The organism is Aliivibrio sp. SR45-2 (assembly GCF_963890165.1).
Classification (GTDB): Bacteria; Pseudomonadota; Gammaproteobacteria; order Enterobacterales; family Vibrionaceae; genus Aliivibrio; species Aliivibrio salmonicida.
Genome location: NZ_CAWPRC010000056.1, coordinates 1 through 1,574, shown reverse-complemented (window position 1 = coordinate 1,574; position 1,574 = coordinate 1). Strand labels below are relative to the sequence as shown.

The window sequence follows — 1,574 nt, the reverse complement described above, 5'->3', positions numbered from 1 at the left end:
TTGTTTGTTTGAGTTATGCGATTAGATATGTGGTATTTGATGGCTTAGATCTTACGTTAGGAATGCCAGATTTAGATCCCATGTCATTATTTGATGGGATAATTTATGAATTAATGAGAGGTGTTTTTTGGTCTATTGGGATCAATGGGCATGTGATTTTAGCACCTTATAAAATAGAACTTTTTAGGATGACATCAGAGAGTCTTGTTCTGATTGAAGCGGGCATAGGAACCATGCCGATCTTAACCAGTAACTTTTATGATTTTTATACCGGAATGGGGGGCTCGGGGAACACGCTTAGCTTGGTGTTATGTGTTTTATTATTTGCGAAAAATAAAGGATATCGAACTCTCGCAAAAGCCGCATTACTTCTTAGTATTTTTAATATTAATGAACCCATTTTGTATGGATTACCGATTATGTTTAATCCAATGATGATTATTCCATTTCTATTAGCCCCTATTGCAGGGTTAATTATTGCGTACTTTGCAACGTTATGGGGCATGGTACCTCCTATTATGGGAGTGATTAGTTGGATGACACCGCCATTGATCGGTGGTTATTTAGGAACGGAAGGTGAGATCTCAGGTTCGATACTTCAAGGTGTTATTTTATTGATTGGTATTGCTATTTATTACCCATTTTTTATTCGTATGGATAAATTAAGTATGGGAAAAACAGCATTGGATTCTTTAACTGAGCGTTTCTTTACCTCTGAAAAAATTGATACTACTAAAGCAATTGGCAGTTATATTCCGCATTTATCGATAAATATGGCGGCTCAAAAGAATGTAGAACACCTACATAAAACGGGGGATTTTATTTTATATTATCAACCTCAATATGACATTGATAAACAAAAAGTCATTTCTTTAGAGGCGCTAATTCGACATCGTTCTTACTCTGGTTACATTACACCGCCCACTTTTATTGAGTCTTTTTCTGAACTTGGTTTATTGCCTGAATTGGATTTTTGGGTGCTCGAAAAAGCGATTTCGACGGCAAGCCTCTATGCGCATGATCCTAATTTTAAGGTATCAATAAATGTGTCTCCAGAAACGGTATTAGTGCCTACATTTTTAACAACAGTCACTCAATTGGTGAACCGCAGTTCATTAAGCTTCACACAACTTGAATTAGAAATAACGGAAGAGCTGTTAATTAAAGATGAGCAGCAAACAAAGAAAACCTTGAATCAATTAAGATCGTTAGGGATAACGATTGCTCTCGATGATTTTGGTTCTGGTTATTCTTCAATTGCTTACTTATCGCGTTTTGATTTTGATAAAGTAAAAATTGATCGCTCTTTATTGTTAAACATAGACACGGAACGTGGTCGAAAGTTATTTGGTTTGGCCGTTGAGTTAGGGCAAATTACAGGGGCGAGTATTGTGGTTGAAGGTGCAGAAACTAAAGACGAGGTCGATTTTATACAGTCTTTAGGCATCGCTTGTATTCAAGGTTTTTTCTTTTACAAACCAATGCCAATTGAAGAGGTAGTTGAATTAGGATTGGTTAAACTAGAAGATGAAACGGTGATGTAATTTTATAATAAGTCATTGTTCATTTTCTAA

At 35.8% G+C, this 1,574-nt stretch carries 1 protein-coding gene; it reads left to right on the top strand.

Annotated features, from left to right (window positions below; translation table 11 throughout):
• On the top strand, positions 1–1,544 hold a 1,544-nt coding region (locus tag AACV33_RS02950), incomplete at its 5' end, for an EAL domain-containing protein (protein WP_182700722.1).
• Positions 1,545–1,574: the final 30 nt, after the last annotated feature.